24 protein-coding genes are annotated in these 25,179 nt (G+C 63.7%); 6 read left to right on the top strand and 18 right to left on the bottom strand.

Translation table 11 applies throughout. From position 1 onward, the window contains the following. Positions 1-17 precede the first annotated feature (17 nt). Positions 18-284 carry a PAAR domain-containing protein gene (locus E2K99_RS08650; RefSeq protein ID WP_034329955.1) on the top strand — a complete coding sequence of 89 codons (267 nt, stop codon included), beginning with the start codon at positions 18-20 and terminating at the stop codon, positions 282-284. A 237-nt stretch (positions 285-521) separates the two neighbouring features. Here the strand turns inward: E2K99_RS08650 and E2K99_RS08645 are convergent, their stop codons facing one another. The 6 genes from E2K99_RS08645 to E2K99_RS08620 form a co-directional block, all read right to left on the bottom strand. Beyond that, on the bottom strand, positions 522-1,655 hold the full coding sequence (locus E2K99_RS08645) for an ABC transporter ATP-binding protein (protein ID WP_034329957.1): 1,134 nt from the start codon (positions 1,653-1,655) through the stop codon (positions 522-524). Next, on the bottom strand, positions 1,652-2,302 hold the full coding sequence (locus E2K99_RS08640; protein WP_039786787.1) for an ABC transporter permease: 651 nt from the start codon (positions 2,300-2,302) through the stop codon (positions 1,652-1,654). The genes E2K99_RS08645 and E2K99_RS08640 overlap by 4 nt, the downstream gene beginning before the upstream one ends. A gap of 10 nt (positions 2,303-2,312) precedes the next feature. Then, positions 2,313-3,227 carry a glycine betaine ABC transporter substrate-binding protein gene (locus tag E2K99_RS08635; RefSeq protein ID WP_039786789.1) on the bottom strand — a complete coding sequence of 305 codons (915 nt, stop codon included), beginning with the start codon at positions 3,225-3,227 and terminating at the stop codon, positions 2,313-2,315. Positions 3,228-3,299: 72 nt separating this feature from the next. Beyond that, positions 3,300-4,013 (bottom strand): ABC transporter permease, encoded by a 714-nt coding sequence (locus E2K99_RS08630; protein ID WP_039786791.1) that lies wholly within the window; start codon positions 4,011-4,013, stop codon positions 3,300-3,302. 607 nt (positions 4,014-4,620) lie between these two features. Further along, complete coding sequence (locus E2K99_RS08625) at positions 4,621-5,328, bottom strand: DUF4197 domain-containing protein (RefSeq protein WP_121039070.1); 708 nt, start codon at positions 5,326-5,328, stop codon at positions 4,621-4,623. 58 nt (positions 5,329-5,386) lie between these two features. Continuing rightward, the gene (locus tag E2K99_RS08620; RefSeq protein WP_420840878.1) at positions 5,387-6,778 is read right to left on the bottom strand and encodes an MFS transporter; all 1,392 of its coding nucleotides are present in this window, start codon (positions 6,776-6,778) and stop codon (positions 5,387-5,389) included. A 289-nt stretch (positions 6,779-7,067) separates the two neighbouring features. Here E2K99_RS08620 and E2K99_RS08615 point away from each other — a divergent pair, with 289 nt between their 5' ends. After that, entirely contained in the window at positions 7,068-7,475 is a 408-nt protein-coding gene (locus E2K99_RS08615) for an NINE protein (RefSeq protein WP_134221974.1), read from the top strand. A 28-nt stretch (positions 7,476-7,503) separates the two neighbouring features. Here the strand turns inward: E2K99_RS08615 and E2K99_RS08610 are convergent, their stop codons facing one another. From E2K99_RS08610 to E2K99_RS08570, 9 genes are all read right to left on the bottom strand, one after another. Continuing rightward, the gene (locus E2K99_RS08610; protein ID WP_134221973.1) at positions 7,504-7,677 is read right to left on the bottom strand and encodes a DUF1289 domain-containing protein; all 174 of its coding nucleotides are present in this window, start codon (positions 7,675-7,677) and stop codon (positions 7,504-7,506) included. A gap of 275 nt (positions 7,678-7,952) precedes the next feature. Then, entirely contained in the window at positions 7,953-9,329 is a 1,377-nt protein-coding gene (paeA, locus tag E2K99_RS08605) for a polyamine export protein PaeA (RefSeq protein ID WP_205703764.1), read from the bottom strand. Positions 9,330-9,478: 149 nt separating this feature from the next. After that, positions 9,479-10,984, bottom strand: coding sequence for a sulfite reductase subunit alpha (locus E2K99_RS08600; protein WP_240733878.1), 1,506 nt, complete (start codon positions 10,982-10,984; stop codon positions 9,479-9,481). Positions 10,985-10,992: 8 nt separating this feature from the next. Continuing rightward, positions 10,993-12,000 carry an FAD:protein FMN transferase gene (locus E2K99_RS08595; protein WP_134221970.1) on the bottom strand — a complete coding sequence of 336 codons (1,008 nt, stop codon included), beginning with the start codon at positions 11,998-12,000 and terminating at the stop codon, positions 10,993-10,995. A gap of 100 nt (positions 12,001-12,100) precedes the next feature. Continuing rightward, positions 12,101-12,931 carry a DUF4198 domain-containing protein gene (locus tag E2K99_RS08590; protein ID WP_134221969.1) on the bottom strand — a complete coding sequence of 277 codons (831 nt, stop codon included), beginning with the start codon at positions 12,929-12,931 and terminating at the stop codon, positions 12,101-12,103. 53 nt (positions 12,932-12,984) lie between these two features. Continuing rightward, positions 12,985-13,530 carry a DUF2271 domain-containing protein gene (locus tag E2K99_RS08585; RefSeq protein WP_034333040.1) on the bottom strand — a complete coding sequence of 182 codons (546 nt, stop codon included), beginning with the start codon at positions 13,528-13,530 and terminating at the stop codon, positions 12,985-12,987. A 73-nt stretch (positions 13,531-13,603) separates the two neighbouring features. Then, positions 13,604-14,272, bottom strand: a complete 669-nt coding sequence (locus E2K99_RS08580; RefSeq protein WP_121039054.1) for a PepSY-associated TM helix domain-containing protein — start codon at positions 14,270-14,272, stop codon at positions 13,604-13,606. A gap of 102 nt (positions 14,273-14,374) precedes the next feature. Continuing rightward, entirely contained in the window at positions 14,375-15,370 is a 996-nt protein-coding gene (locus tag E2K99_RS08575) for an alpha/beta hydrolase (protein ID WP_134221968.1), read from the bottom strand. Continuing rightward, positions 15,370-17,469: a TonB-dependent receptor domain-containing protein gene (locus E2K99_RS08570; RefSeq protein ID WP_134221967.1), complete on the bottom strand. Its 2,100-nt coding sequence runs from the start codon at positions 17,467-17,469 to the stop codon at positions 15,370-15,372. Before E2K99_RS08570 ends, E2K99_RS08575 begins: the two co-directional genes overlap by 1 nt. Here E2K99_RS08570 and E2K99_RS25475 point away from each other — a divergent pair. The 3 genes from E2K99_RS25475 to E2K99_RS08560 all read left to right on the top strand — a co-directional run bounded on the left by E2K99_RS25475 (position 17,468) and on the right by E2K99_RS08560 (position 19,842). Beyond that, complete coding sequence (locus E2K99_RS25475; protein ID WP_166675051.1) at positions 17,468-17,605, top strand: hypothetical protein; 138 nt, start codon at positions 17,468-17,470, stop codon at positions 17,603-17,605. The genes E2K99_RS08570 and E2K99_RS25475 overlap by 2 nt on opposite strands. Before the next feature lie 129 nt (positions 17,606-17,734). Further along, the gene (locus E2K99_RS08565; RefSeq protein ID WP_134221966.1) at positions 17,735-18,478 is read left to right on the top strand and encodes a response regulator; all 744 of its coding nucleotides are present in this window, start codon (positions 17,735-17,737) and stop codon (positions 18,476-18,478) included. Further along, entirely contained in the window at positions 18,475-19,842 is a 1,368-nt protein-coding gene (locus tag E2K99_RS08560; protein WP_240733877.1) for an ATP-binding protein, read from the top strand. Before E2K99_RS08565 ends, E2K99_RS08560 begins: the two co-directional genes overlap by 4 nt. Before the next feature lie 20 nt (positions 19,843-19,862). Here the strand turns inward: E2K99_RS08560 and E2K99_RS08555 are convergent, their stop codons facing one another. Beyond that, the gene (locus tag E2K99_RS08555) at positions 19,863-20,534 is read right to left on the bottom strand and encodes a glutathione S-transferase family protein (protein ID WP_134221965.1); all 672 of its coding nucleotides are present in this window, start codon (positions 20,532-20,534) and stop codon (positions 19,863-19,865) included. 58 nt (positions 20,535-20,592) lie between these two features. Between E2K99_RS08555 and E2K99_RS08550 the strand changes: the two genes are divergently transcribed. Continuing rightward, positions 20,593-22,035, top strand: coding sequence for an aminotransferase-like domain-containing protein (locus E2K99_RS08550; RefSeq protein WP_121039037.1), 1,443 nt, complete (start codon positions 20,593-20,595; stop codon positions 22,033-22,035). 138 nt (positions 22,036-22,173) lie between these two features. Here the strand turns inward: E2K99_RS08550 and E2K99_RS08545 are convergent, their stop codons facing one another. Together E2K99_RS08545 and E2K99_RS08540 are read right to left on the bottom strand one after the other, a co-directional pair. Further along, positions 22,174-22,458: a helix-turn-helix domain-containing protein gene (locus E2K99_RS08545; RefSeq protein ID WP_227022609.1), complete on the bottom strand. Its 285-nt coding sequence runs from the start codon at positions 22,456-22,458 to the stop codon at positions 22,174-22,176. Positions 22,459-22,469: 11 nt separating this feature from the next. Further along, positions 22,470-24,797, bottom strand: coding sequence for an FdhF/YdeP family oxidoreductase (locus tag E2K99_RS08540; RefSeq protein ID WP_134221964.1), 2,328 nt, complete (start codon positions 24,795-24,797; stop codon positions 22,470-22,472). Positions 24,798-25,179 lie beyond the last annotated feature (382 nt).

Genomic DNA, 25,179 nt, shown 5'->3' with positions numbered 1-25,179 from the left:
CCACAAGGACCACTGACATGCGCGGCATCATTCGTCTCGGCGATTCCACCAGCCACGGCGGCAAGGTCGTCACCGGACAAGACAAATCCATCGTCATGGGACGCGCCGTCGCCTGCGTCGGCGATCACTGCAGCTGCCCGATCTCCGGCCATCACGATTGCGTCATCGTGGAAGGCGATCCCAACGTGCTGATCGACGGCAAGGCCGTCGCCTTCGAGGGCCACAAGACCTCCTGCGGGGCCTCGCTGATCTCCAGCATGGAGTCGTCAGGACGAACCGCGTAAATCATTTCGCATCGGCCCGCATCCCGCAGGCCAGACTGCATTGTCGGAGTCGCACATCTTGAGCGAGAATGAGCGCCGGCAAGCCTTCCTCGACGATCTGCAGCAGGCACAATAAAAAAGGGCAATGCCTGCGCATTGCCCTTCTGCTTTACTACTGTCTTGCTGTCCTGCTGTCCTGCTGTCCTGCCTTGCGTTTTCGCGGTTTGCTTCACATCGGCAATCGCATCAATCGGGCCATCAAGCCGCCATCGCCATCCCGCGCGACTTGCCGGAGCTCAGGTAGCTGGCGATGGAATCCTGCGTCACTTCGCCCACGTAGCTGCCATCGTTGGCAATGACCGGCATCCAGCTGGTGCTGTGCTTGTACATCTTGGAGAGCACCACGCGCAGGTTCTCGTCCGGATCGGCATTCATGGTGAAGGGACGCACCATGTCCTCAGCCACGCCGGTGTTGCCGCGCACATCACGGCGGGTCAGATAACCCAGGGCACGGTTGTCGGCATCGATGATGGTGAGATAGCGCGAATCCTGGTCATCCATCAGCGCCAGCGCCTGGTCGCACGATACGTCCGGGTGGGCAGTCGCCGGTGTAGTCGCAGCCTCGCCGGCACGCACCAGCAACAGTCGCTTCAGGGTGTGATCCTGACCCACGAAGGCGCTCACGAAATCATCCTTGGGACGGGCCAGCAAGGTGTCCGGATTGTCGAACTGCACCAGCTTGCCGGCGCGGAACACGGCCACCTTGTCGCCCAGCTTGATGGCTTCGTCGATGTCGTGACTGACCATGATGACGGTCTTGTTCAGCTGGCGCTGCATCTGGAAGAACTCGTTCTGGATCGATTCGCGATTGATCGGATCGACCGCGCCAAACGGTTCATCCATCAGCAGCACCGGCGCATCGGCCGCCAGTGCGCGGATGACGCCGATACGCTGCTGCTGGCCACCAGACAGCTCACGCGGGTAGCGCTTGAGGAATTTCTTCGGGTCCAGTGCCACCATGGCCATCAGTTCGGTGGCACGCTCCTGGCAGCGCTTCTTGTCCCAGCCCAGGAGGCGCGGGACGATGGTGATGTTTTCTTCGATGGTCATGTTGGGGAACAGACCAATCTGCTGGATCACGTAGCCGATGTGGCGGCGCAGTTCCACTTCATCGATGCCGGAGGTGTCCTGGCCGTTCAGCAGTACGCGGCCGGAGGTCGGGTTGATCAGGCGATTGATCATCTTGAGGGTGGTGGTCTTGCCACATCCCGAGGGGCCGAGGAAGACGCAGATCTCCCCTTCAGCCACCTTCAGGCTGACGGCGTCCACCGCCTTGACCTGCGTGCCATCCTTTTGAGTGTAGGTCTTGCTCAGTTGGTCCAGTTCGATCATTTTTGTACTCCTTTCGGTGTCAGGATTTTCTGCAGACGTTGCAGCAGGGTGTCCGCAATGATGGCCAGCACGCTGATCATCACCGCGCCCACCACGAGTTTTTGCATGTTGCTCTGGCTGATCGCATGCAGGATCAGCACGCCCAGCCCACCAGCACCAATCACGGCCGCAATGGCCATGACGCCGATGTTCATCACGACGGCGGTACGCACGCCGCCCAGGATGACAGGCACGGCCAGCGGCAGGTCCACCATGCGCAGGCGCTGCCAGAAGGTCATGCCGATGCCGATGCCGGCTTCCTTGATGCCGGCTTCAATGTTCTCCAGCGCCAGATAAGTGTTGCGCATGATCGGCAGCAGCGAATACAGGAACACGGCGGTGATGGCGGGCAAGGGGCCGATGCCGGCACCAAATTGCGAGAACACCGGGATCATCAGGCCGAACAGTGCGATGGAAGGCAGCGTCAGCACGATGGTCGCCAGCCCCATTAAAGGACCGGCCAGCCAGCGCACCCGCACGATCAGGATGCCCAGCGGGACGCCGATGGCAATGGCCAGGCTCACCGCAATGCCCACCAGTTCGAGGTGCTGCAGGGTCAGGTCGAGGATGTTGCGCCAGTCCGATTGCAGGTATTGGAAGATGTTCATGGTCCCCTCCTCAGATCAGGCCGGCTTGCTTCAGGAAATCGGCCGCCACCTTGGCCACCGGTTCCTGGTCGATGTCGACGCGCTTGTTCAGCTCGGTCATGGTCGCCGTGTCGATCTTGGCGGCCAGGGCGTTCAGTTGCTCGGCCAGCTTGGGGTTCTTGTCCAGGATCTCCTGGCGCACCACCGGGGTGGCCTTGTAGGCGGCAAAGTAGCCCTTGTCATCCTCCAGCAGCTGCAGGTCGAAACCCTTGATGCGGCCATCCGAAGCGTAGGTCAGGCCGACGAACAATTGTTCGTTCTTCAGGGCCGTGTAGACCAGACCCGGGTCCATCTGCTTGACTTCGCTGCGATCCAGCTTGAAGCCATACAGCGCCTGCATCGGGCCCAGGCCGTCGGGACGGGAAGCGAATTCATAGTCCACGCCCAGCAGGTGCTGCTTGTTGCCTTCCTTGTCGTCTTCATTGATGCGGTTGGCGAGGTCCTGCAGCGAGTGGATGTGATACTTCTCGGCCACGTCACGCGGCATGGCGAAGGCGTAGGTGTTGTTCAGCTCCGACTGGTTGAGCCAGGTCAGGCCGCGCGGGGCGTCCAGTTCCTTGACCTTCTGGTAGATCTGGTCGGGATCGAGCTTGTCCTCGATGTGGTTGTAGACGATCAGGGCGGTGCCGGTGTAATCCCAGACGATGTCGATCTGGCCGCTCTCCAGCGCCGAGCGCATCAGGGTCGTGCCGAGGCCGTTCTTCAGGTCGGTGTCGTAACCCTTGGCGCGCAGGTATTGCGCGGTCATGTCCGAGAGCAGCAGCTGCTCGGTGAAGTTCTTGCCGCCGATGACCAGGTTCTGGGCCTGAGCGCGGGCCGTGCCGAACATGGCCAAGCCAAGCGCCAGGGCGCACAGGGCATATTTTGCGATGGTCTTCTTTGTCATGCTTTCCTCTCTACCGCTGTGCCGGAAAGGGCTGGCGTGCGGTCGTTCTTGTGATGGGAATGAGCTGCCGGATCAGGTGCGCAGCCCGCGACGCGCCAGGTAGAAACCCGACAGCGAGGTCACCAGGGCATCCAGCACCAGCGCCAGCAAGGCGGTGGCGGCAGCGCCCAGCAGCAGCTGGCCGTGATTGTTCAGATAGATGCCGGGGAAGATCAGGCCGCCGAGACTCTCGCCGCCGATCAGCATCGACAGCGGTGCGGTACCGACGTTGATCGCCAGCGAAGTACGCACGCCACCGACGATGATCGGCAGCGCATTGGGCAACTCCACGCGGAACAGGATCTGGTGCGGCTTCATGCCGATGCCGCGAGCAGCTTCCTTCATGGCCGCCGGCACGTTCTTCAACCCCTCGTAGGTGTTGCGCACGATGGGCAGCAACGAAGCCAGCCACAGGGCCAGGATGGTCGGGCCATTGCCGATGCCGAAGGCAGCCAATGCCAGCGCCAGTACGGCGATGGAGGGGATGGTGTTGCCGATGTTGAAGATCTGGATGAACTTCTCTGCACTGCGTTGCGCGCCCGGGCGGGATAGCGCGATACCGGCCGGAATGCCGGTGGCCAGGGCCAGCACCATCGAACTGAAGACCAGTTCCAGATGCTTGCCGGTGTAGTAGACCAGGTCACCGCGATACTTCTGGATGACGTCCGGACCGATCCACCAGACCAGGCCTGCAATAACCAGCGCAAAACCGAACGCGCCGGCGAAGACGTGACGAACACGTGTCATGTTACCCCCTGTTGGTATAGCCGACACGACATGACGCCGCGACGACGGGTTTCTGGGATCAAGTTTTAAAGGGTTCGCTTGCCCCGTTGGGCGTATCGTTTGGATGCGAACCGAAAGCTGCAAGGGCAGCGATGAAACCGAAGCGATGAAGCCAGCCTCGGCATAGTGCACACCGGACAGGGATGGGAACGGTTCACCGTGGAGAACGGGAGGGCGTTCGCGCTGCCAGCCGGAAATTCGGACAACCCGCACACTGCGGATCGGACACTGCTAAGAGTCGTTGTTGAACAAGTGATTTCGCGAGCAAGATGCCGCGAAAGAACGATAGTTTAAAGCAATCGCTTAATGCTGTCCAGCAATGTAGCAATGTGAATCGATAACTTACAGATCTGAAGCACTTTTAAAAGTTCCCAACGGCGGTCAATATGCCGTTAAAAGTGGTCATCCTGAAAACCGCCAGCGCGGCGCTATCCCTTGCCCCATGCGGCTCCCGCCGAGCTTGACTAATGAGCAACATGGGGCAAAAAAAATCGCCGGACCTCTCTGCGAGGCCGGCGAAAAATTTTTCAGAAGCGCGGCAGGAGGTCGCCGCGTCGGTGCTCCGCTGTCAGCGCATGGCGCCGAACACCTTGCCCAGAATGGCGCTGCCGGTCCCGACCGGATCCTTGCGGATGGCTTTTTCTTCCTCGCCGATCATCAGGAACAAGCCATCCAGCGCACGCTGGGTGACATAGCCTTCCACGGTGCTCTGCTCGGCGCTCACCAGCCCGGATTTGGCGACCTGGCCCATGACGGCGTTGTAGCGGCCCGAGAGGCCGTTCTTGTCGGTGATCTGCTTGACGATGGGCAGGAACTTCACGGCCAGTTCGCCCGAGGTTTTCTGGCGGAAGAAATCGGTCACGGAGGTATCGCCACCGGCCAGGATGTTCTTGGCATCGCTCACCGACATCGACTTGACGGCATTGACCAGCAGCGGCTTGGCCATCGGCACGGCGGCCTCGGCAGCGTGGTTCATGTCGGCCACCAGGCCATCGACCTGGCCGCCCATGCCGGTCATGCGCAGCAGCGGCATGGCCTGTTCCAGCGCACCGGGCAGCTGGATCTTGACCTTGTCGTTGCCGAGGAAGCCGTTGGGCCGGCCCAGGTTGGCCACGGCGGTATTGGCGCCCTTCTCCAGCGCGGCTTTCAGGCCGGCGGTGGCGTCCTGGTTGCTCAGGTCGGACAGCGAAAAGGCCAGGGCACCGCAGCTGGCCAGCAAGAGACTGGCCGCCAGCGTGCGGCGCAGTGCGGAAACGGGGAAACGGGAAAAGGACATGCGCGACTCCAAAGTTCAGGATGCCGGGATGATAGCAGCCCGGCATGACGGCACCAGATCACTTCCCGCGCGAGAGCTCCAGCCCGGCATTGTGCGGCAGCTTGCCGCTGATCGGCACCGAGGCCACCGAGAACAGGCCGATGACCAGGAAGGCCGGCCAGAAATCGGCCTCGACGATGCTCGCATGCCCCTGCAGATGATTCGACAGTTGCAGCACGATGCCCGCCACCGTCACGCCCAGGCCCAGCGACAGCTGCTGGATCACGCTGGCCAGGCTGGTGACGCGGCCGGCGTCGCGGCTGTCGATGTCGGCATAGGCGATCGAATTGAGGCAGGTGAACTGCAGCGCCGGGAACACCCCGCCCATCAGCACGATGGTGACGATGAGCAGATAAGGCGTATGCATGCTGAAGATGCCATAAGCCGCCAGCGCGAAGCCGGCGAACACCGCATTGACCATCAGCACGGTGCGGAAGCCATAGCGGCGCAGCACCCGGCTGGCCAGCAGACGGATGAAGAGCGAACCGAAGGCCGAGGCACAGGTGATGCTGCCGGCCTGGAAGGCGGTCATGCCCAGCCCTTCCTGCAAGGCCAGCGGCAGCAGGAACGGCACCGCCCCCAAGCCGATGCGGAACAGCGAGCCGCCCACCACGCTGGCATGCAGCGTGGGGATGCGCAGCAGGCGGAAGTCCAGCAGCGGATACGGGATCTGGGTGGAATGACGGTAATACATCACCAGCGCAATGGCGCCGATGGAGCACATGGCCACCGGCGTAGCGCCGTCGACCAGCTGGCTGCCGAACAGCGACAGGCCCAGCATGATCATGGCCGCGCCCACCGAGGTGAGTACAAAACCCTTCACATCCAGCGGGGCCGGATTGTCTTCCTTGAAGTTCTGGATGAAGCGCTTGGCCAGATACAGGCCCAGGAAACAGAACGGGATATTGATCAGGAACACCCAGCGCCAATGGAAGTAGGTCGTGAGAAAGCCGCCCAGCAGCGGCCCGACCACCGGTCCCAGGAGCGCCGGCAAGGTGAGATAGCTGACCGCCTTGACCAGTTCGGACTTGTCGACCGAACGCGCGATGATGACCCGCCCCACCGGCACCATCATGGCCCCGCCGATGCCCTGCAGGAAGCGCGCCGCCACGAAGGTCACCAGCGAGCCGGAGACGGCGCACAGGATGGAGCCGGTCATGAAGACGATCATGGCCCAGCTGAACACCTTGCGCGCGCCCAGCTTGTCGGCCATCCAGCCGGAGATCGGGATGAACACGCCCAGCGCCGCGACATAGGCGGTCATGGCCAGTTTCAGGGTGATCGGGTCTTGATGGAGATCGCGCGCGAGCGCGGGGAGCGAGGTGGCCAGCACGGTGGCGTCCATGTTTTCCATGAACAGCGCACAGCCGACGATGAGCGGAATGAGCAGCGAGGGTCGCACGGTAGGCAACGGGGCAACAGAGCGGGTGACAGTGGCGGAATTCCAGGGAGGCTCTTCGTTGCACGGCCTCCTGAAGGTGCATAGTTTAACCCAGCTGGCCTTTTCTTGCGGGCAAGCCGTCGGATCGCCGCAACGATGTGAAGACTTTGGCAGACAGTCGGCCGCCATCGGACACACCGCTTCACTCTGCGCAAAGGGCACTTTCAGGATGAGCCCATGTCACAATGCAGCACGGCGCATCGTGCGAAACAATCTTCATATCACGCTATAACCTGCCCCACCCTCATTTGGAGCCTGGATGAACAACAACATCAACAACACCCACAGCAAAACCCTGGGCTATCTGCTCTGGATCTTCGGATTTCTCGGCGCGCACCGCTTCTACTACGGCAAACCCGTCACCGGCACGATCTGGTTCTTCACGCTGGGCCTGTTGGGCATTGGCTGGATCGTCGACCTGTTCCTGATCCCCTCGATGGATCACGAAGCCGACCGCCGGTTCGTGGCCGGCGAGATCAACTATTCGGTGGCCTGGCTGCTGCTGACTTTTCTGGGCATCTTCGGCGCGCACCGCCTGTACATCGGCAAGTGGATCAGCGGCATCGTCTATTTCTTCACCGGCGGCTTCTTCCTGCTGGGCGTGCTGTACGACTTCTGGACGCTCAACGCCCAGATCTCCGAACGCAACCACGGCGCACGCGCCTGAACCCTGCCGGCGGCCCATCCCGGCCGCCCTACTTCTTCAATGCCTTCATGCGCTTGGCGGCCAGCTCCACGGTGTGGAGCTGCTCCTTGCGCTTCATCGATTTCCAGTCCTTGATTTCATCCCGGGTGCGGCCGCAGCCGGTACAGACTTCGTGCTTGAGCTTGCACAGCGAGACACAGGGGCTCTTGACGTCTTTTGCCACTTGCGGATTCCACTTCATTCATATTCAGACAGTCCTGACTGTACTGCAATGCCGGAAAGCCTGCTGACGCCGTGCCCCATGAAAAAGGCCCGCATCCTTGCGAATGCGGGCCAGCCCACGACTACCTCTGCTACGTTTTGCTACAGGTACTGCAGCCGCCTGCTTTCCCCGAGTACCAGTCTTTCAAGCAAGCGACTGGACGGGAGTATCCCGGTTTACGGCGTTCATGGGCATAGGAAAAGTCTGAAAAAACGAGATCAAGTTGTGCCGGACTGCTATTCCGTTTTGCCGGACTGACTTGTCTTATCGGATTTGTCCGATTTGCCCGATTTGTCCGCCTTGTCCGATTTTTCTGCCTTGTCCTGCTTGAAGCGGGTCACCAGCAACTGGTTGATGCGATTGCCTTCGATGTCCACCACCTCGAACTTGAAATCGGAGAAGAGCACGAAATCGGTCTTCTTCGGAATCTTGCGCAGCATGTACATGATGAAGCCCGACAAGGTCTCATAGCCCACCGGGTTGGGATACTCGTCGATGTCCAGTTCATTCATGACATCGTTCAAGGGCGTCAGGCCATCCATGAGCCAGGAGTTCTCGTCACGGCGCACGATCTGCTGCTCTTCCTCGGTGATGGCCAGCAGATTGCCCATGAGCACGCCGGTCACGTCGGTGATGCTGATGATGCCGACCACCAGTGCATATTCGTTCACCACGATGGCCAGGTCTTCATCCATGGCCTTCATGCGTTCCAGCACTTCCCACAGGTTCAGGGAATCGGGAATGGACAGCGGCGTATGCACCAGCCCCTTGTCGGCCAGGGAGAACTGTTCACCCTTGAGCAGGCGCTTGAGCACATCCTTGCTGTCGATGTAGCCCAGCACCGCGTCAATATGCCCATCGCAGACCAGGAAACGCGAATGCGGGTGATCGATGATCTTCTGGCGGATCATGTCTTCGCTGTCGGTCAGCAGGAAGTAGACGATGCTGTCGCGCGGCGTCATGGCCGAGGGCACGTAGCGGCTTTCCAGCTCGAACACGTTCTCGATCAGGTGATGCTCTTGCGTCAGCAGCACACCGGCCTGCGCGCCCGCATCGACCATGGCGTGGATCTCGCTGGGCGTGATCACGTCCTGGCGCACCTGCGGCAAACCGAAGAGCGTGAAGATCCACTTCGACAGACTGTTGAAGAACCACACCAGCGGCCTGAAGAGCGTTTCCAGCAGCAGCATGGGCTGCACCAGCGCCACCGCGGCGCGCTCCGGGGCGGCCATGGCCAGGCGCTTGGGCATGAGGTCGGCAAAGAGGATGAAGAAAGCCGTCACCACCAGGAAGGACATCGCAAAGCTGATGTTCTCCAGCAGCGGGCCGACGTAGAAGGTGCTGACGATCTCGCGCATGTGCGGCGTGAGCGCCGGCTCGCCGACCACACCACCGAGGATGGCCACCGCGTTCAGGCCGATCTGCACCACCGTGAAGAAATTGCCCGGCTGGGCTTGCAGCGAGAGGACCCGGTCGGCGTTGTGCACGCCCTCCTTGGACATCATCTCAAGACGGATCTTGCGCGAGGCGGCAATGGAGATCTCGGCGCAGGAAAGAAAGGCGCTGACCACGACCAGGAGCAGGATCAGCAGCAGACTGGTGAATATGCTCATGTTGTTCATGTTGTTCTTATCTCATTGATTTGACGTGACATTCTCTCGCGCAACGGGGAGAAAAAGCAAATTCACGCCAATCAAGGACAGATTGAAGCCTCCTGCCGGCCGGGCAGCAGGGTCCTCCAACACAAACTTCGCTCACTGCTTCAATACACGTCGCGCCGGTAACGCCCCTGTTCCGCCAGCGCCTGCAGGGCGTCCTCACCCAGAATCTCCTGCAGGGCCAGTGCCACGCCACCGGCCATGCCCTGCAGGCTGCCGCAGACGTAGAGGCTGGCACCCTCTTCTACCCATTGCCGCAGGACATCGGCGGCTGCGCGCAGCTTGTGCTGCACGTAGACGCGCTCGGCCTGATCGCGCGAGAAGGCCAGGTCCAGCCGTTGCAGCCAGCCTTGGGCCTGCCACTCCTGCAGCTCCTGCTGATGGAAGAAATCGTGCTGACGCGAGCGCTCGCCGAACAACAGCCAGTTGCGCCGCTGACCCGCCGCCACGCGCTCGCGCAGATGCGCACGCAGGCCGGCCAGCCCGGTGCCGTTGCCGATCAGGATCAGCGGACGATCATCGCCGGGGCCATGGAAACTGCGGTTGCTGCGCACACGCAGGGCGATCTCCTGCCCCGGCTGCGCATGCAGCCCCAGCCAGCCGGAACCCAGACCGGCGCGGCCATCGGGCAGGCGCATCAGGCGCACCATCAGTTCGAGAGCGCCATCGGCGGGCAGTGAAGCAATCGAATAAGCGCGATGCGGCAGCGCTGGCAAAGCGGCCAGCAATTCCTCATCGGGCAAGCTGCGCAATGCGGCGAGCTGGTCAGCCTCATGCGGCAGCAGGCGCGTGGCCAGCGCTGCGCGCAGGGAATCGTCCTGGCGGCCAATCGCTTGCAGGAAGGCATCAACAGCCGCCCCGCTGTTGTGCGGGCCGATCTCGGCGATATCCCCGGCCTGCCATTGCGGGGATGGCAGATCCAGCGGCGTGAGGCTCAGGTGAAACACCGGCTCCCCCGCGCTGCCCGGATTGAGCACGCGCCGCCCGGCCAGCCGCCAGCGGCCATAAGCCGGTGCGCTCCAGTCGGCTTCATCGCTATGGCCACTCAGGACACCCAGTTGATGCTGCCAATGCCGCAGCGCGCCCTCATCCCCGTTATCCACCTCGATGGCATCGAACAGCGGCTGCGCATGGCGGCGGCACAGCCAGGCGTGCAGCGCATGGCCGAAGGCGCAGTATTGCTGATAGCTGCGGTCGCCCAGGGCCAGCACGCCGAAACGCAGGTCCGGCAATGCGGCACCGTCGCTGCTGCCCAATTGCCGGGCCAGTGCGGAGGCATCATCGGGGGCATCCCCCTCACCGGTGGTGCTGGCCACGAACAGGGCCAGGCGTGTGGCTTGCAGATCGGCATCGGTCAACTGTCCGGCAGGCAGCACGCGCACCACCAGGCCACCTGAGCGCAAACTTTGCGCGGTCTGCCAGGCCAGTTGCTCGGCTGTACCGGTCTGGCTGGCAAAGACGACCAGTACGGTTTGCGGGCCAGTGGCCTGTACAGTTCCCCACTGGGCCAGCTGCAACTGCTGCGCGCGACGATGCCGGAGGAAGGTCATCACGCAGAACACCAGGTAAGTCAGCGCCACCAGCGCGGCCATCAGGTATCGGGTCTGCATGGCGTCGCTCACTGCAACATGGCGGCCAGGGCCGGGGTGAGGCTCTCACGGAAGCCACCGGCTTCGCGGGTGATGAAAAGAGCGGCAATCCCGCGTTCGCGGGCAAAGGACAGTCCGGCTTCCTCGCCCAGTACAGTCAACACGGTCGCCAGGGCATCGGCCACCATGCATTGCCGGTGCAGTACCGTGACAGACGCCAGTGCAGTGCGCACAGGTGTACCGGTACGGGGATCGATGGTGTGGGCATAGCGCTGGCCGTCGTGATCGACATAGCGGCGATAGTCGCCCGAGGTGGCGATGGCCAGGCCGTGCAAGGCCACCACCATGCCGGGACTGTCATCCGCAGGCGGGCGTTCCAGCGCCACCCACCAGGGCTGGCCATCGGCCTTGACGCCCTCCCCGACCAGTTCGCCGCCGACCTCCGCCAGCCAGCTCACGCAGCCGCAATCGCGCAATGCCTGCGCGACCAGATCCACCGCATATCCCTTGGCGATCCCGGAAAAATCCAGATGCACGCCGCCCGCCTGCTGTACCTTGCGCTGCGCACGGTCGAACACGAGACGCTGCCAGCCGCAACGCTGGCGGGTCGATTCAAGCAAAGTCGGGTCTGGCAGGCGCAATGCGTCGCGCTGCACGCTGCCCGCGCCGAATCCCCACAAGTCCACCAGCGGACCGACCGTGGGATCGAAGGCCCCGGCGCTGTCCACGGCCATGGTGAGCGCGGCATCCAGCACGGTGAAAAAGTCCGCCGGCAAGGCATGCCAGCTGCCCGCAGGCGCGCGGTTGAAACGGCTGATGAGGGAATCGGCTTCCCAGGTACTCATCTCGTCGATGACCCGCTGCAGCCGGGCCGCGATGGCCGTTGCGATCGTCTCCTGCGTGACGCTGCGCGAGGCCAGCGCCTGCACGCTCCAGGTAGTGCCCATGGTCTGCCCGGACAGGCGCTGGAGCGCCACATCAGGCGGCAGGAGGGACGGTGCTTGCAGGTCGACGGGGATCAGGACGCGGTGGGACATCGTCATCTTCAGCAATGAAAACGGCACCTGCAGTGCAGGTGCCATCAGGGTCAATCAAATGCCATCAAATGCCATCAAAGGCGATCAAGCAATCAAGCGATCAGGGCAGCACTTCGATGGTGGCGATGTAGGTGGCACGACGTTGCGTGGCCTGTGGCAGCGAGGTCTTCTGGTCGGAGACGCTGGCTTCCATCCAGTACATGCCCGGGCCGGTCCACTTCACGCTGAACTTGCCGTCGGCATCGGTCTTGATCTTGCTGTCCAGCAGCTTGTCGCGATAGCGGATGCCGCCGGGCACCAGTTCCACTTCCACATCCGCAGCCGGCTTGCCATCGAGCAGCAGCTGGAAAGTCGCGGTGTCGCCCGCCACCAGGTCGGTAGGATGGGTCACCGGTTGCAGCTCCAGGCCCACGCCGGTCGGGGCCAGCGCGCCCTTGCTCGGCTTGCCGGCGGTGACGAAGGTTTCCACGCGGCTGTTCATCTGGGTCACCTTCAGTTCGGTGGCATTGGCCGGGATTTCCTTGGCCAGGGTCTCGGCGGTGCCGCGCCAGCGCTTCTGCTGGCCATCCACCTTGTAGCTGGCGAAGACGCCATTGTTGACCACGGCGATCTTGTAGGTGCCAGGCTGGCTCAGCTGCACGTCGAAGGTGCTGCGGTACTTGCCGGTGGAGGCGTTGACCGCTTGCACCGGCTTGCCTTCGGGCCCGGTCACGACCAGGCCGTCCAAGCGCAGCGGGAAGTGTTCGAAGTAGAACAGGTCATTGGAAACGGCGGCATCCACCGTGACCCAGGCTTCATTGCCCGACAGGACGGTGGCCGAGGGCAGCAGCCACTGGCGGTGTGCCTGGGCCGACAGCGGCAGGCTGATGGCCAGGGCCAGGGCGGCGATCTTCATGGAGCGGCCGGCGAAGTGCTTGAGGGAAAACGACATGGCAGGTTCCTTGTTCTGGTTGATCTTGTTGGGGAGTCAGAGATGGCAAGCCATCAGGGCTTCAGTTCCAGGGCCACCGCACCCAGCTCGCTGCTGCCTTGGGCCTTGGCGCTCTGGGCGGCCTTGGGCGGCCACTGGAACGGCACCTTGACCAGTTCGCGGCCGCCGACTTCGCGTGCGGCCTCCACCATCAGCACATAGTCGCCGGGAGCGAGATTGGCGAGCGGTCCCTTGCCGGAGCCGAAATTGAGTTTCTGTTCACCCGGCGCACGGGTCGCACCGCTGACGCCATCGATGGGCATCTGCTGCTCACGCCCGCTGCGACGCCACCATTGGCGCATGTCCTTCAACCACTTCTCGCCTTCCTTGTCCTTTTTCTTCACGTCGTACCAAACCGCCAGGTTGGCGGCCACGCTCTGGTCGGCGCGTTCGATCCAGGCGGCAAGATACGGACGATGATATTCGGCCACGTTCAGGGTCGGGATTTCAATCTTGACGTTCATCTCCGCTGCGCCGGCCGGGGCGGCAGCGGCAAACAGCGCCGCCATGGCCAGGGCCAGGGCGGTCGGTTTCAACAGGGCGGACTTGCTACGCTTCATGGGACCTCGCTAAGAAAACAGGATGACTGGCTGCAAGCCGCAAGGGCCTGTCTGGCTAAGGGAAACGACGAATTCAGTGAATGAAGACCAGCGCCAGCAGCAAGGGCGCTACCAGCCCCAGCGCCACCAGCGGCCAGGTAGCCGGACGCTTGCCGGCATGCATCTGCAGCAGGAACAGGCCGGTGATGCAGAACACCAGGCAAGCCACCGCAAACACATCGATGAACCAGCTCCAGGCCGCGCCCGTATTGCGGCCCTTGTGCAGGTCATTGAAATAGGAAATCCAGCCACGGTCGGTCTTCTCATACTCGACCTGGCCGTCCTCCAGCGCCACGCGCAGCCAGGCATCCCCGCCCGGGCGCGGCAGCGCCACGTAGACTTCATCGGCCGACCATTCGGCGCTCTGCTGATCCACCGTCACCGCCAGTTCACGGCCGACCCAGTCGCGCACGGCGGGCGGCAGCGCGGCCTTGCTGCCGCCTTTGGCATCGGCCGCTTCGGCCTGCTGGCGCAGCGGAGCCAGCAGGGATTCGGGCAGCGTAGCCTTGCGATGGGTGACCTGCGGCTTGGCCTCGATCTGCGCCGCATGATTGAGCGTGAGGCCGGTGGCGGCGAACACCAGCATGGCCACCAGGCAGATGCCGGAACTGATCCAGTGCCATTGGTGCAGATGCTTGAGCCAGAAGGCGCGGCGTTTCTGGTCGGCAACGACAGGCAGGGAATGGGCGGCAGCGGGCTTCATGAGACGGCAGCAGAATCGGGAAGGAGGGGCAGGACGAGGATCCTCGGATCTCGCACCAAATAATAATAATTCTCAATTATATCTGGACTCATCCATGCCTCGCTAGCCGCCCGGCGCACTTTTACTTTGCGATACATGAGGATACAAACCCGGCCAGGGAGCCAGCCCTGCCGCGATACGCAGCGCCGGTCCCAGCGAGGCTGGCAGCATGGGACCGTGGGCCAGTCCCGGAAAACTTTGCCACTGCACCGTCAGGCCGTGCCGGTCGCGCAGCCGCTCGGCCAGTTCCGGCAAGGCTTGCGGCGGGATGGCTGCGCGCGCGGCCAGCATGGCGCGGGTACGTGCATCGTCCGCCTCTGCGGGCATGCGCTCGCGCCGTTCTGCCTCCCCCGCCATCAGCCACAGCCGGGCACCGGGCGCCCCCGGAAAACCCCGCTCTTCCTGCAGGATCACCCCGCCCTGCCACCACAGCGAGGGACTGGCCGCGATATAGCGGCTGAACAGGCCGGGCCGGGTGAACAAGGCGTGCAGCACGAACAGGCCGCCATAGGAGTGGCCCCACAGACTCAGTTGCGTGGCGTCCAGTGCCACCTGCTGGCGCACCTGGGGCAGGATGCGATCCTGCAGCAGATCCAGGAATACCGTCGCGCCACCGCCCCGTCGTCCGCGCGAGGTTTCCTCGTCGACCTGACCGGCCGGGATGGGCGGCGTGTAGTCATACGCGCGGGCAGCCACGTCGAAGCGCAGCGGCGTGTCGTAGCCCACGGCCACGATGACCGGTGGCGAGCCCTCCTGCAAGGCCTGCAACTGCGGCTCGTCGATGGCCGCCAGCGCCGCATTGCCATCGAGCAGCACGATGGCCGGATAGCCCTGCGGCGGTGGCCGACGCAGCGGCACGCCCAAGGTGATGCGGTAGCTGCGCTGACCATCCACGGAACCCAGCGTGAAGCGATTGAAGCGATACCAGGCCGAGCCCGTGTCAGCGATGGTGGGACCCAGCGGACGCGACAGATCCGGCTGGGCCGTCGCCCGGATGGGCAGGCAGGCGAGCATCGCCGCCCCCAGGATACGCCGGCGGCCCGGCAGCAGCGGCACCATCAGAAGCGCTGGGTCAGGCTGACCCACAGGCGGCGGCCGTCGCCGACGGTGTTGAAGCTCTGCTCGTCCAGGCGCTTGTCGGTGAGGTTGTAGATGGCCGCGCTCACCGAGGTGCGCTGGTTGATCTCATGCGTCACGCCCAGATCGGCCAGCGTATAGGCTTGGTACTCCTTCACGCCCGAGGACGAGATGGTGGTCCCGGCCGTGCCCACGCGCGCGGCGGCGTTGACTTCCTTGCCGTGGTAGTTCAGCGCGGTCCACACCGTCCAGGCATCGGCCGGGGTCCAGTCCGCGCGCAGGTTGAACATGTGGCGCGGCGTGCGGGCCAGCGCATAGCCATCGTAGCTGCCGCCCTTCTGGCGCGAATCGGTGAAGGTGTAATTCGTCTTGAAAGCCAGGCTGCGCGTGGCCTGCCAGCGACCGCTCAGCTCCAGGCCCTTGATGGTGGCGCGATCCACGTTGTAGCTGGTCCAGAGACGGTAATTGTTGTTGGCCGACCAGCGGGCGATGGAGCCATCGGCGTTGTAGACCAGGGCATTGCTGACCTTGTCCTTGAAGTCGGTGTAGAACAGCGTGGCACCGCCGGAGAGGCCGGCATGGTTGTCCCACAGGGCGCCCAGCTCCCAGCTGGTGCTGGTTTCCGGTTTGAGGTTGGGGTCGCCGATGATGACGCCGCAGGTGCCGGTGGGACCGACGGTGCAGCCGGCACCACCGGTCGTGTAGGCGTAGCCCGGCGCGATGGTACGAATGTCCGGTGCCTTGAAGCCACGCGAGACACCGCCCTTGATGGTGAGCTGCTCGCTGCCATGCCACACCGCGTAGAGGCGCGGGCTCCAGTGGTTGCCGTAGACCTCGTGGTGGTCCAGCCGCAAACCGCCGGTCAGGGCCAGGCGCTCGGTGAGTTTCCACTCATCCTCCACGAACAGCGCCTTCTGGGCAATGCGGAATTCCTGCACGCGGGTGCTGCTCACGCCCGGATTGACGTCGGTGAGCGTGGCCTCGTTCCACTGCCCGCCCAGCACCATCCAGTGCGCGCCCAGCGGCACGGACAGCTTGCCGTCCAGGACCAGGTTCTCGATCTTTGGCGCGCGCGTGGCCTGGGTGTAGCGATCGCTGCCGACCGGACTCTCGGTATAAGTTTTGCGTTGCGCCTTCTCGTAGGCGATCGAGACATCCGACGTGGCCCAGCCGTAGCGGCCCGTATGCGACAGTGCCATGTGGTCGCGCGGGTTTTCCGTATAGCTGTCGGCGGTGGTACGGGTCGCGGCCAGCGTGTGATCGCTGGAGGCGTCGCGGCGCACCTGGGATGTGCCGATCTCGGCCAGGATGTCGTGATTCTTGTTGGGCGTGAGCGCCAGGCGCGCGGTGAAATCAGTATCGAGCGCCTTGGTATTGCCGTTGAGAATGCGGTCTTCCTGGCGCTTGTAGACCTTGCCCCACAGTTGCAGGCCCAGGACCTCGCTGGCGATCGGACCGTTGACGTAGAACTGGCCCTGATAGGCGTCGCCCGAGTCGCCGTGCTGCTGCAGCGTGGTGTCTACGCTCAGCGAGCCGCCCCATTGCCGCGCCACTTTCTTGGTGATGATGTTGATGACGCCGCCCATGGCATCGGAGCCATACAGTGAAGACATCGGTCCGCGTACTACCTCGATGCGCTCGATGGCCTCCAGCGGCGGAATGTAGGACTGCTCGAAGCCGGAATTGCCATTGGTCCGCGCATCGCGCGTGCTCTGGCGCTTGCCGTCCACCAGGATAAGCGTATAGGCACCGGGCAGGCCACGAATGAAGATGTCCTTCTCGCTGGCCGTACCGGTGATGGTGACGCCCTCGACATCACGCAGGGCATCGGTGAGATCGCGGAAAGGACGCTTCTTCAGTTCCTCCTGGCTGATGACGGTGATGCTGGCCGGTGCGTCCACCACCTCCTGTTCGAAGCCGGTGGCGGTGACCACCACTTCCTTCAGGCCAGCCCCGGCATCCTGCGCCACGGCCAGGCCGCAACCGGAGACGTACAAGGCCAGCGCCGCCGCTACCGCCTGCGCCATGCGCGAAACGGACAGCGCGCCAGGCGCAGGAAGGTGATGGTGCGGATGATGCATGATGAATTCCCCTGTGGTGATGACGAGCCAGGGTCCGGGCGCAAGTCCGCCCCTGCAGGCGGCGACGGCAGCCCGCATCGACGCGGATGCATGGGAAGGCGAACGGGACCGGCACGGCCCGGACAATGGCGATTGATTTGCGAATGAGAATTATATTCATTTAAAATTGGCAAAAGTTTGTCAAATTGTGGCAAGCCGCACGGTGCGCGCGACCCATCCGGGCGCATTGCGCGCACCGCCGTCATTGAGGGGAAGGAACAAGAACATGCACGCGCAACGTCACGTCCTGGTGGTGGACGATCATGCGGACATCAGCGAGCCGCTGGCGGCCTACCTGCGCCGGCAGGACATGCAGGTCAGCCTGGCCGCCAATGCGGCGGAGGCACGGGCGTTGCTGCAGGCGCAGGCATTCGACCTGGTGGTGCTGGATGTGATGATGCCGGGCGAGGACGGTCTTTCGCTGTGCCAGAGCATCAGCCAGCAGCATGGCACCCCGGTGATCCTGCTCACTGCGCTGGCGGCCAGCAGCGACCGCATCCGTGGCCTGGAGACCGGTGCCGACGATTACGTGGTGAAGCCCTTCGATCCCCATGAGTTGCTGGCCCGCATCCGCAGCGTATTGCGCCGAGTGGGACGGCAGTCGCCGGTCCCGGCCAAAGCGGCCAGTACCGGCACGGTGCAGCGCTATGTCTTCGACACCTGGACACTTGATGTGCAACGGCGCGAACTGCGCGACCGCGACGGCACCCTCGTGACCCTGTCCAGCGTGGAATATCGCCTGCTGCGGGCGCTGGTGGAGCATCCCAACACGGTCCTGTCGCGCGACCGCCTGCTGGACCTGACCGCCGGCAGCGACGCGCTGGCCTTTGACCGCAGCATCGACAGCCAGGTCAGCCGTCTGCGCAAGAAACTCGAACCCGATCCGCGCAAGCCCGGTCTGCTCAAGACGGTCTGGGGCAATGGCTACCTGCTGGCCGCGCGCGTGAGTGCCGACCCGGCCACGCCATGAGAGTCTGGCCGCGCAGCATGACCGCACAATTGCTGGCCTTGCTGCTGCTGGGTCTGGTGGCGGCACACCTGATCGGACTGCTGCTGGTGCAACCGAATGGCACGCGCATCCACGTCATCTCGCGCGACCAGATGGCCGAGCACGCCGCCGTGGCCTGGCGCCTGGCGCAGCTGCCGGCGGCGCAAGCGCAGGAGGCACTGGCACGTGCCAGCGATGGCGACACGCGCTACCGGCTCGATCCGGATCCGCAGATCGATGCCGCCCATGAAGAGGGCGGCGACCAGGATCTGCTGCGCCAGCGACTGCAGGCGCAACTGGGCCTGCCGCCCGAGGCGTTGCGCATCAGCCTGCGCGAAGCCGACGATGGCCCGGCCCTGCTGCGCATCGCGCTGCGTACGCCAGCGGGCCTGTGGGTCAACACGCAGCAGCAGCCCTTGATCACGCAGGGCTGGGTCCGGCCACTGCGGTTTTCAGTCCCCGTGAGCACCCTGCCGGTGTTGCTGATCGTGGCCTTGTTCCTGCGCCGCATCCTGCGTCCGGTCAAGGCGCTGGCCCAGGCGGCAGAACGAGTGAGCCGCGGCGAGGAGGTGGCGCCACTGCCGCTGACCGGCCCGCAGGAAGCGCGCGAGGTCAGCGCTGCCTTCAACCTGATGCAGCAACGCCTGCGCCGCTTTGTCGAGGACCGCACCCGCATGCTGGCGGCCATCAGCCATGACCTGCGCACCCCGATCACCTCACTGCGCCTGCGTGCGGAACTGGTTGATGACGCGGCCCTGCGCACGGCGATGATCCGTACTTTGGACGAGATGCGGGTGATGGTGGAAGAGACCGTGCGCTTCGCACGCGATGATGCGCATGCCGAAGCCACGCGGGAAATCGACCTGGCGGCGTTGCTGCAGGAACTTGCTCAGGAGCACGCCAGCCAAGGCCGCGATGTACAGATCAGCGTGCAGAAAAATGTGCAGCAGAAAGTGCAGAACAAGGTAGCGCATGACCCCCTGGCGCAGCAGGACGCTCCCCTGCGCTATCGCTGCCGGCCCGTCCATCTCAAGCGCGCGCTGTCGAACCTGGTGGACAACGCCGTGCGCCACGGCCAGCGGGCGAGATTGTCATTGATCGTGGAGCACGATGGCAGCCTGTCCATCCTCGTCGACGATGACGGCCCCGGCATTGCGGAAGAACACTTGCAGGAAGTCTTCAAACCCTTCGTGCGCCTCGACCCGGCACGCTCCGGCGGCAACTTCGGCCTGGGCCTGGCGATCGCCCGTTCCTGCATCGAGGCCCATGGTGGCCGGCTGGAACTGCGCAACCGCCGCCAGCCGGGCGACCAGGGCCTGCAAGCCTGCATCAGCCTGCCGGCCTGAACCGGAGCAATGCGCAGGCCTCAGCGCAGCAGCTCGTAAGGCCCGCCCTTCTCCAACGCACGCTGATAGGCCGGGCGCGCATGGATGGCTTCGAGGAACTTGAGCAGATTGGGATGGCGGCCATCGAGCCCGCCACGTGCCCGCATGCCCTCCACCGGGAAGCTCATCTGAATATCGGCCCCGGTGATGCTCTTGCCGGCGAACCAGCCGTCCTTGCCCAGTTCGTCTTCCATGTAGCGCATCTGCCGCTCGATCTGCGGTGCCACCAGGCGGCTGCGCATGCCCTCGGACAGCATCCGCGCAATCGGGCGGATCAGTGCCGGCACGGCCTTGGGCATCTTGCTGAAGATCAGCCCCAGCAGCAGCCAGGGCATCGCCGAGCCCTCGGCAAAGTGCAGCCAGTAGCGGTAGCGCAGGCGCTCGGGCGTGCCGGGTGCGGGCAACAGGCCGCTGTCGGCACCGTAACGCTCCAGCAGGTATTCGACGATGTTGCCCGATTCGGCCACCGTGAGTTCGCCATCGGTGATGACCGGCGACTTGCCCAGCGGATGCACCTTCAGCAGCTCGGGCGGGGCCAGCATGGTCTTGGGGTCGCGCTGGTAAAACTTGATCTCGTAGTCCAGGCCCAGCTCTTCCAGCAGCCACAGCACGCGCTGCGAGCGGGAGTTGTTCAGGTGATGCACGGTGATCATGGCGCGGTCCTTGTAAAATGCGAAGCGACAACTCTAACACCATCAAGAAACCCGCCCCATGGCCGTCACGCCTCTTTACAAACAATTTGCCGACCAGCTCGCGGCCTCCATCCGCGACGGCGTGCTGCGCCCGGGCGAGCGCATCGCCTCGGTGCGCATCGCCAGCCAGCAGCACAAGGTCAGCGTCACGACCGTGGTGCGCGCCTACGAGCTGCTGGAAAGCCGCGGCATCATCGAGAGCCAGCCGCAGTCCGGCTACTTCGTGCGCGAACAGGCCGAGAGCATTCCCCGCCCCGTCATCAAGCCGCCCTCGCAGGCCGATCATCCGGCCTGGCAGGAATCCACCGAGGTCGACGTCAGCCGCCTGGTACTGGCCACCCTGAAGACCATCCAGCAGGACGGCACCGTGCCGCTGGGTTCACCCTATCCCAACCCGGCACTGTTTCCTTCGCACCGGCTGGCGCAATACGCCGGCCGTATTGCGCGCCACGCCAGCCAGTCCAGCGTGTTCGACGACCTGCCCCCGGGCCATCCGGACCTGCTGCGCCAGATCGCGCGCCGCTATCTGGAAAACGGCCTCAAGGTCGATCCCGAAGAAATCGTCGTCACCGTCGGTGCCACCGAAGCCATCAATCTCTGCCTGCAGGCCGTGGCCCGTCCCGGCGACACCATTGCGGTGGAGACCCCGACCTTCTACGCCATGCTGCACGCCATCGAGCGCCTGGGCATGCGGGCCCTGGAAATCCCGACCGATCCGCAGCGCGGCCTCGATGTCGGGGTCCTGGAAGAACGGATGAAGACGCAGCCGGTGGCGGCCTGCATGGTGATGCCCAACTTCCAGAATCCGCTGGGTTTCCAGATGCCGGACAGCGAAAAGGAAAGACTGGTGCGCCTGGCCGAACAGCACCAGATGCCGCTGATCGAAAACGCCGTCTACAGCGAGCTGTATTACGGCAATGCCCATCCTTCATCGCTGAAGAACTATGACCGCGAGGGACTGGTGCTGCATTGTTCTTCGTTTTCCAAGAGCCTGACCTCGGCCTACCGCATCGGCTGGGCGATGCCGGGGCGCTATCGGGCGCAGGTGGAAAAACTCAAGTTCCTCAACACGCTGGCCACGCCGACCGCACCCCAACGCGCCATCGCGGAATACCTCACGCAGGGCGGCTACGAACGCCACCTGCGGCGCGTACGCCGCGTCTTCGCGCAGCAGCGCGACATGATGCGGCACTTCGTGCTGCGCTTCTTCCCGGCAGGTACGCAGGTGTCCGAGCCGCAAGGCGGTTATGTGCTGTGGGTGGAATTGCCGCAGGGGGTGGATGCGATGGAACTGTATCGCCGCAGCCTGGCGCTGGGGATCACGGTGGCACCGGGGCGCATCTTTGCGGCGACCAACCGGTACAGTCATTTCATTCGGCTGAATTACAGCTATGCCTGGTCCAAGGAGACCGAGCAGGCGTTGAAACTGGTGGGGAAACTGGTGGAGGAACTGGCAGGGTGAATTGAGTCTGCGCGCCTTCGATACGGCGCGTTGCGCCTACTCAGTCCGAACGGATTTTTGTTTGCGGCTGCATCCATACAACCGTTCGGACTGAGTAGGCGCGGGAGCGCCGTATCGAAGCCGCTCCGTCAGCAATGCTTACTGAGGCGACACCAGCAAGCTCACACTGCCGGTCCCATCCTCATTCATCTCGACCTTCACCACCCCGGCCTCTTCCAGCGCCGACAGGAAACGCCGCAAGGTACTCATGCGCAATTGCGTACGCTTGGACAAGCGCGCCAGCGACAGCGCCCCGCCCTCCTTCTCTTCAGCATCCGCCTGCAGGGTTTCCACGATCAGCAGCACTTCAGGCGGCACGCCCATCTGCTGCGCGCGGGCCTGCAGATCGGCGTCCTCCTGGGCGGGCATCTCGACGACGCTCATGCCGGCCTCCATCACGCTGCCGAGCGCTGCACCGCCGAACGCGACAACAGCACCGGAATGGATTTGGAAGTGGGCGTGCGCGCCTTGTCGGCAAAGCTTTCCAGCGGCACCAGCGGATTGGTCTCCGGATAGTAACTGCCGATACAACCGCGCGGAATGTCATATTCCACCAGCAGGAAACCATCGGCACGGCGCTCTACGCCGTCATCCCAGACGCTGGTGATGTCGACCCATTCACCATCCTTCAAACCCAGCATCTGCAGGTCCGCCGGGTTGATGAAGACCACGCGGCGCTGGCCGAACACGCCGCGATAGCGGTCGTCCATGCCATAGATGGTGGTGTTGTACTGGTCGTGCGAACGGGTGGTCATCAGGGTCAGCAGCTTCTCGCCATGAATCGCGCGGGCACGATGGATGGGCGTGTCCTTGGGGATCTCATGGACGATGAAGTTGGCCTTGCCGCTGCCGGTCTTCCAGACGCGATCGCGCGAGGCCACGCCCAGGTGGAAGCCGCCCGGATTGGCGATGCGCTCGTTGTAGCCCTTGAAGGCGTCATACACCTTCTCGATGGCGTCGCGGATGCGCGAATAATCTTCGGCGTACCACAGCCAGTCGATCTTCGGACCATTGTTGCGCGACTTCATCGTCGCTTCGGCGAGATGCGCCACGATGGCCGTTTCCGACATCAGGTGTTCGGACGCCGGCTTGTTGATGCCGTAGGAGACGTGGACCATGCTCATCGAATCTTCCACCGTCACGCCCTGCGGACCGGACTTCTGCACGTCGATCTCGGTGCGGCCCATGGTCGGCAGGATCAACGCATCCTTGCCATGCACCAGGTGGCTGCGGTTGAGCTTGGTGGTGATGTGTACCGTGAGGTTGCAGGAACGCATGGCCTCGAAGGTGCGCGGCGTATCAGGCGTGGCCATGGCGAAGTTGCCGCCCAGGCCGATGAAGACCTTGGTGCGGCCTTCCAGCATGGCCATCACCGAACCGACCGTGTCATTGCCGTGATGGCGCGGCGCCTTGAAACCAAACACCTGTTCCAGGCGATCCAGGAAGGCCGGCGTCGGCTTCTCGTCGATGCCGACCGTGCGGTCGCCCTGCACGTTGGAGTGGCCGCGCACCGGGCACAGGCCCGCGCCCTGACGGCCGATGTTCCCGCGCAGCATCATCATGTTCGACAGCAGCTGGATGGTGGCCACCGCGTACTTGTGCTGGGTCAGGCCCATGCCCCAGGTGGCGATCACGGCCTTGCCCTTGACGTAGACCTGGGCCAGTTTCTCGATGTCTTCGCGGGAGACACCGGACTCGGCGATGATGTCATCCCAGCTTTCGGCACGCGCCTGGGCGGCGAATTCCTCGAAACCGGCGGTGTGTTCCTCGATGAACTTGACGTCGATCACGCGCTCGGTACCGGCCGCCTTGGCCGCATCATCCAGTTCGATGGTGCGCTTGATGACGCCCTTGATCAGCGCCAGGTCACCGCCCAGCGTGGGGTGGATGAACATGGAGCTGATGCGGGTGCTGCCCATGGTCAGCATCTCGACCTTGCTCTGCGGATCGGCAAAGCGCTCCAGGCCGCGTTCCTTCAAGGGATTGATGGCCACGATGGTGGCACCGCGCTTGGAGGCGTGGCGCAGCTCGCCCATCATGCGCGGATGGTTGGTGGCCGGGTTCTGGCCGAACAGCAGCAGCGTGTCGCAGTGATCGAAATCTTCCAGCAGCACTGTGCCCTTGCCGATGCCGACCGTGCCCGGCAGGCCCACGCTGGTGGGTTCGTGGCACATGTTGGAGCAGTCGGGGAAATTGTTGGTGCCGTACTGGCGCACGAACAACTGGAACAGGAAAGCCGCTTCGTTGCTGGCGCGGCCGGACACATAGAAGTCCGCCATGTCCGGATCGGGCAAGGCATTGAGGTGCTTGGCCATCAGCTCGAAGGCGGCGGACCAGTCGATCTTCTTGTACTTGTCGGTGGCGGCGTCATACACCATCGGATGCGTCAGGCGGCCGTGTTCTTCCAGCTCGTAATCCGATTGCTGCATCAGCTCGGTGACGGTGTGCTTGTCGAAGAACTCGGGGGTGACACGCTTCTTGGTGGCTTCGGCGGCCACGGCCTTGACGCCGTTCTCGCAGAATTCGAAGGTGGAAGTGTGCTCGCGGTCCGGCCATGCGCAACCGGGGCAATCAAAGCCGTCAGGCTGGTTCTGCGACAACAGGGTACGCAAACCCTTGCCGTCGGCCACGTGTTCCTTGACCAGGTTCAGCGCGACATACTTCAGTGCGCCCCAGCCGCCTGCGGGTTGATTGTATTGCTCGATTCTTGGTTTGGAAGGCATGATGTCTCGGGATGGAGTGGAGTCTAGGGCCTGTTCACATTCAATCTGTGAGATGCGTTGCCCCCAGAAGGCGGGCTGGCAAGGCGCGCGTCAGGGCTGGTGGTGGTGCCACCAGCCCTGACGTGCAACGCGGCCAGCGCGCCTTCTGGGGGCAACCCTCCGGGAGAGGCCGCCAAGCGTCGCCTGCCGTTGTTGCAGCTCCTTGCCGTGGCACCACCACGGCGCGTCGCTGCGCCTAGGCAGTCAACGCTTGGCGACCTCTCGCACTCACAGATTGAATGTGAACAGGCCCTAATGTAGGTGAAGTCTAGGACACGCACGCTGCAACCGGAATGCACAGGAAGCCATGGCGGATTCAAGCACAGTGCCTGTCAAGCCGCGC

Source organism: Herbaspirillum huttiense (genome assembly GCF_004367745.1).
GTDB classification, from domain to species: domain Bacteria; phylum Pseudomonadota; class Gammaproteobacteria; order Burkholderiales; family Burkholderiaceae_D; genus Herbaspirillum; species Herbaspirillum huttiense.
The sequence above is the reverse complement of the archived record's forward strand: the minus strand, read 5'-3'. Positions and strand labels throughout refer to the sequence as shown.

Coding starts and splice junctions, on each gene's coding strand:
- E2K99_RS08650 (WP_034329955.1), top strand. CDS start 18: ATGCGCGGCATCATTCGTCTCGGCGATTCCACCAGCCACGGCGGCAAG.
- E2K99_RS08645 (WP_034329957.1), bottom strand. CDS start 1,655: ATGATCGAACTGGACCAACTGAGCAAGACCTACACTCAAAAGGATGGC.
- E2K99_RS08640 (WP_039786787.1), bottom strand. CDS start 2,302: ATGAACATCTTCCAATACCTGCAATCGGACTGGCGCAACATCCTCGAC.
- E2K99_RS08635 (WP_039786789.1), bottom strand. CDS start 3,227: ATGACAAAGAAGACCATCGCAAAATATGCCCTGTGCGCCCTGGCGCTT.
- E2K99_RS08630 (WP_039786791.1), bottom strand. CDS start 4,013: ATGACACGTGTTCGTCACGTCTTCGCCGGCGCGTTCGGTTTTGCGCTG.
- E2K99_RS08625 (WP_121039070.1), bottom strand. CDS start 5,328: ATGTCCTTTTCCCGTTTCCCCGTTTCCGCACTGCGCCGCACGCTGGCG.
- E2K99_RS08615 (WP_134221974.1), top strand. CDS start 7,068: ATGAACAACAACATCAACAACACCCACAGCAAAACCCTGGGCTATCTG.
- paeA (WP_205703764.1), bottom strand. CDS start 9,329: ATGAGCATATTCACCAGTCTGCTGCTGATCCTGCTCCTGGTCGTGGTC.
- E2K99_RS08600 (WP_240733878.1), bottom strand. CDS start 10,984: ATGCAGACCCGATACCTGATGGCCGCGCTGGTGGCGCTGACTTACCTG.
- E2K99_RS08595 (WP_134221970.1), bottom strand. CDS start 12,000: ATGTCCCACCGCGTCCTGATCCCCGTCGACCTGCAAGCACCGTCCCTC.
- E2K99_RS08590 (WP_134221969.1), bottom strand. CDS start 12,931: ATGTCGTTTTCCCTCAAGCACTTCGCCGGCCGCTCCATGAAGATCGCC.
- E2K99_RS08585 (WP_034333040.1), bottom strand. CDS start 13,530: ATGAAGCGTAGCAAGTCCGCCCTGTTGAAACCGACCGCCCTGGCCCTG.
- E2K99_RS08580 (WP_121039054.1), bottom strand. CDS start 14,272: ATGAAGCCCGCTGCCGCCCATTCCCTGCCTGTCGTTGCCGACCAGAAA.
- E2K99_RS08575 (WP_134221968.1), bottom strand. CDS start 15,370: ATGGTGCCGCTGCTGCCGGGCCGCCGGCGTATCCTGGGGGCGGCGATG.
- E2K99_RS25475 (WP_166675051.1), top strand. CDS start 17,468: ATGATGAATTCCCCTGTGGTGATGACGAGCCAGGGTCCGGGCGCAAGT.
- E2K99_RS08570 (WP_134221967.1), bottom strand. CDS start 17,469: ATGCATCATCCGCACCATCACCTTCCTGCGCCTGGCGCGCTGTCCGTT.
- E2K99_RS08565 (WP_134221966.1), top strand. CDS start 17,735: ATGCACGCGCAACGTCACGTCCTGGTGGTGGACGATCATGCGGACATC.
- E2K99_RS08560 (WP_240733877.1), top strand. CDS start 18,475: ATGAGAGTCTGGCCGCGCAGCATGACCGCACAATTGCTGGCCTTGCTG.
- E2K99_RS08555 (WP_134221965.1), bottom strand. CDS start 20,534: ATGATCACCGTGCATCACCTGAACAACTCCCGCTCGCAGCGCGTGCTG.
- E2K99_RS08550 (WP_121039037.1), top strand. CDS start 20,593: ATGGCCGTCACGCCTCTTTACAAACAATTTGCCGACCAGCTCGCGGCC.
- E2K99_RS08545 (WP_227022609.1), bottom strand. CDS start 22,458: ATGAGCGTCGTCGAGATGCCCGCCCAGGAGGACGCCGATCTGCAGGCC.
- E2K99_RS08540 (WP_134221964.1), bottom strand. CDS start 24,797: ATGCCTTCCAAACCAAGAATCGAGCAATACAATCAACCCGCAGGCGGC.